Source organism: Clostridium sp. (genome assembly GCF_021372645.1).
Classification (GTDB): domain Bacteria; phylum Bacillota; class Clostridia; order Clostridiales; family Clostridiaceae; genus Clostridium.
The window spans coordinates 1-4,018 of record NZ_JAJFUC010000049.1 but is presented as its reverse complement, the minus strand read 5'-3'; the positions used below and the strand labels follow the sequence as shown (position 1 = coordinate 4,018).

Annotated in this window: 5 protein-coding genes and 2 pseudogenes; 3 read left to right on the top strand and 4 right to left on the bottom strand. The window is 27.4% G+C overall.

Annotated elements, in window-relative coordinates:
• Window positions 1-138: 138 nt before the first annotated feature.
• Window positions 139-624, bottom strand: a pseudogene (locus tag LLF98_RS08625) (transposase); the annotation flags it as partial.
• A 103-nt stretch (window positions 625-727) separates the two neighbouring features.
• On the opposite strand from LLF98_RS08625, the gene LLF98_RS08620 reads away from it, so the two are divergent.
• Together LLF98_RS08620 and LLF98_RS08615 are read left to right on the top strand one after the other, a co-directional pair.
• Window positions 728-1,045: a hypothetical protein gene (locus tag LLF98_RS08620; protein ID WP_291702728.1), complete on the top strand. Its 318-nt coding sequence runs from the start codon at window positions 728-730 to the stop codon at window positions 1,043-1,045.
• A gap of 58 nt (window positions 1,046-1,103) precedes the next feature.
• Entirely contained in the window at window positions 1,104-1,421 is a 318-nt protein-coding gene (locus LLF98_RS08615) for a hypothetical protein (RefSeq protein ID WP_291702727.1), read from the top strand.
• A 175-nt stretch (window positions 1,422-1,596) separates the two neighbouring features.
• Here LLF98_RS08615 and LLF98_RS08610 read toward each other — a convergent pair whose 3' ends face one another.
• Window positions 1,597-2,436, bottom strand: coding sequence for an ABC transporter substrate-binding protein (locus LLF98_RS08610; RefSeq protein ID WP_291702726.1), 840 nt, complete (start codon window positions 2,434-2,436; stop codon window positions 1,597-1,599).
• 133 nt (window positions 2,437-2,569) lie between these two features.
• Window positions 2,570-2,686 carry an AAA family ATPase gene (locus tag LLF98_RS08605; protein ID WP_291702725.1) on the bottom strand — a complete coding sequence of 39 codons (117 nt, stop codon included), beginning with the start codon at window positions 2,684-2,686 and terminating at the stop codon, window positions 2,570-2,572.
• Window positions 2,687-2,832: 146 nt separating this feature from the next.
• On the opposite strand from LLF98_RS08605, the gene LLF98_RS08600 reads away from it, so the two are divergent.
• Complete coding sequence (locus LLF98_RS08600) at window positions 2,833-2,961, top strand: YvrJ family protein (protein WP_366512087.1); 129 nt, start codon at window positions 2,833-2,835, stop codon at window positions 2,959-2,961.
• A 446-nt stretch (window positions 2,962-3,407) separates the two neighbouring features.
• Here LLF98_RS08600 and LLF98_RS08595 read toward each other — a convergent pair.
• Window positions 3,408-4,018: pseudogene (locus LLF98_RS08595) on the bottom strand (RepB family plasmid replication initiator protein); the annotation flags it as partial.

Genomic DNA, 4,018 nt, shown 5'->3' with positions numbered 1-4,018 from the left:
CTTTGGGAAGGCATTTCAAGGCGTTACCCTATCATTCTACCTATCATAATAATAGTTCTAATTTCTGAATTTAATCAGCTAATTAGGCTAGTTTTGTAATAAACCTTCGCTTATCTTTGTCTAGCAACAAGTCACACTATAACAATACTTACCGTCAAAACTTATCCGTGGGTTAGTATACTTAGCATTCATAGGTATTTGTTCTGCTGTTTTTATCCAACCTACTTTTTCAATTAAAACCATATTGAATTCCATATTGAATTTTACTTTTAGTTTTATATTATCGTTATAAAATGATAGTTTAGACTTTCTTCTGCTTTTAAATCTTGGCTTATCTGCTAATGCTTTAGAGAACTTCTTCTAAGCTTCACAAGCGTCTTTTATAGCCTGTTTCGCTACATTATTAGATACTTAATTAAGCGATTTATACTCTTCTGTTTTCTTTAAGATAATTAATTCTTTTCTTAAATCACCATAGGATATAAACTTTCCCCCATTTTTGTAATTTTCTTCTTGACTTGCAAGTGTCCAATTATATATAACTCTTGCAGTACCAACTGATTGCCATAATTTTTGTTCCTGCTCTATGCTTGGAATAATCCTAATTTTCTTCGCCAGTATCACTTGTTTATTATTTATTTTTCGAATATATTTTTTTTATTTTCACATAATAACAATTATGATATCTAACCTAAGAATATTATAATTACTGGAGGTAATTAGGTAAATGAAGAAGTGCGTTGTTATATTTTCTGTTGTTTTATTTATATCATTTAACATTCTAATAGTATCTTCAATAGCTCAACCCAAATCTTATAAACAAGGAATTTATACAGATAAACAATTAAATTTAGACCCAAATACTGTTCATACCATACAAAACACTTCTACTAATGAATACGCTTTCTTGATAATTTTCGATTCTAATCAAATTGTTCAACAAATAATACAAATAGAACCTAAATCACAAAACTATAATTTAGAGACTTTACTACCTGGATATGTAATAGTTATAATTGGTAAGGCCGACATCATTATATCTTAAAATACACTATTTACTAATTTATTTATTGTTTGATGAAATGAAAGGTTGGTACATATATATGAAAAAATTTATTTTTGCATTTTTATTTTTCTCTTGTTTATCATTTAATATTAACATCATACCTTCCATAGCCTCAACTCAAGCTGTTAAGCAAGGTATTTATACAATAACTGATTTAAATTTATCTCCAAATACTAAGTATATTGTTCAAAACAATTCTTTTAATGAACGTATTTATCTGATTGTTTTTGACTCTAAACCAAATGTTATTCAGGCTATACGCTTGAGACCACAATCTAAAACATATAATTTGAAACCCCTTCAATCTGACTATACGATAGTAGTAGTTGGAGATGGTGAATTAACCATTTATTAAAAAGTACTTGAATAATATTAATTTAGTTTTCTCTTAAAAGGCACTTTTATAGTGCCTTTTTAATAACTCTATTACTTTTAAAGTAATACATAATTTCTACATTTGACGTACTAATCATAATGACACATCAAAATTAAAGTTGATATGAACATATGTTAAGTTTATACTTGTGTCATTAGTTTCTAATCATATTCTTTTTATCTATTCCATTCTCTACAAGAATAGCATACAACGTACCATCTGCTTTCATTTCATCAATTATTTTATTTAATGTATTTAATAAGGTAGTATCTTTTTTTTTGACTGCTATTCCTGTAGGTACATGTAGTTCAGGAGTGTAATCTGTTAATGTCTTTAAAAAGAGTTTTTCGTTTTTTAAAGTATAGTTTACAATTGCATAATCAGATACACCGGCATCAACTTTCCCATTATTTATAGCATTCAACAATTCAAGGGTATTATTAAAACTTAATACATCTTTTATTAAGTTATTTTTCTTCCAATCTTGTACTAAATCTACAAATTTCGTGCCTTTTTCAGTTCCAACTACTGCATTTTTCAAATCACTCTTAAAATTAATTTTTGAAGCTTTTGGAACAATTACAACTTCTGATCCTATATATAATGGTTGAGTGAATGATACTATAGCTTCACGATCAGGAGTTATAAATATCCCATTGGCTGCCAGATCTATACTGTCATCAGTATTTAGTTTATCTAATAGATCTGAAAATGGTATTTCCTTTCTTTCAACTTTATTAATTCCAAGTCGCTTTGCAATTTCAGTTATGATATCAGCATCAACTCCATCCAGCTGATTTGTTTTAGGATTTATATATACAAAAGGTGGATCATTTGCTGAAGCAAAAGTTAATACTCCTTTTTCCTTTATTGTTTGTAATCTATTCTTCTCCAGTGAAGCATTTGTTGTTATAATTTTACTACTGCCTGTATTGCATCCAATCAGTATTCCAATAAGACCTAAAATAGCAATTAAAGTTAATATTTTTTTCATAAGTAAATATCTCCTTAAAACCCCAATTATCTTTTATAGTTATTGTTTGAAATTAAAATATAAATTATTCGCGTTTTAAAAATTTCAAATCTTAAAGCAATTTCAGTCACAAGTTCCCTCAGTATGGTGACCGTCACCATTTTAATAATACTTTATGTTCTTGTTCTGCAAACGGTCCAGTTAAATTAATTGCAGTTGTAGTCTTTCCTACTCTACCTTTAACATTAATTATATATATAATATTACACATTTATATTTCACCTCATTATTTAATATTATTAATAATATTACTATGTAGTATTTTAATAATATATCAATATAACATTTTAAACTAAAATATTGTAGTTATATATTAATATTAAATATTTATATCACTAACTCTTTGCTAGCTTCCAAATAGCTATTGCTACTTATCTTCTTATTCGCTTTGAAATTAAGATTAATTCTCTTTCAAAGGCTATAATTGATTTAAGCCATGTTGTAGATAAGAATATTAATTCTAAAAGTGATGATAAGATTGCTTGATAAGTTAGAAAATAAAAAAATCCTAATGGCCATAAATAAATGTTTATAGCTGTAGGGATTCTTTTGAGGTATAATAACCATTCATGTAAAAATGGGCCACTTCCCATTTTATGTCTTAGCGTAGGTTTTATCGGAAATGTTGGCGACACCACCAATACACAAAAATAAAACCAGGGCTTATTCTTAAACCCTGGCTTCATTTTGAAATAAGTGTACTTAATGGGGATTTAAAAGTTATTTTCGGAGTAATCCCCAATAATCATCTTCAAAATCGTTTCCCATGACAATCACCTCTTTCAGATATTATTGTGTGCAGTATTAAATTAAATATACCAGTATCACCACTGTTAAGTTATTCCATAAACAAAACTTACTTCTACAAAATCATATTAAAATAAAATTCCATATTTATAGTATGGTGACAGTCACCATTTTATATTGTTACATCACTTATCCCATCCAAGTAATCTTCTCTCTAAATCATAATAATCATATTCTCTTGGCTCAAAATTATTAAATCTTAGCTTTTTAGAATTATCTAATTCAATTTCTGAAGACTTATTATTTAAATTTTCAAGTATTCCTGTTAGATACTTAACTGGAGCTGTTATCTTTCCGTGTCTTGACTTATTACACATTATAGAAACCCCATTATAAAGCAACTCTTTACCATACTTTAGTTCAAGTCTATGTATAGTTGACGCTGCTATACTAATTTTTAATATTTTTAGTGATTCGTGAATATTATCTACTGATTCTTCTACTTTTGTTAATAATGTTTCATCACTGCTATTTTTACTTAAATCTAAAGCCAATTCATCAATTGAAATTTGATCTTTAATAACCTTATTTTTATTGAAATCATATATTCTAGGCTCCAGGTCTTCCACAATAAAAGTCAGACTCTTTACAGATCTTCCATTCTTATTTTCTTTATATGAAACTTTCATATTCAGCTTTTGATTTATTTCCTTTAAAGCTGGCTCTACAACTTTAATTTTAAAATTAAAATATCTATCATAGGACATGCCTTCCTCAATCATAAGCCACTCTTTAA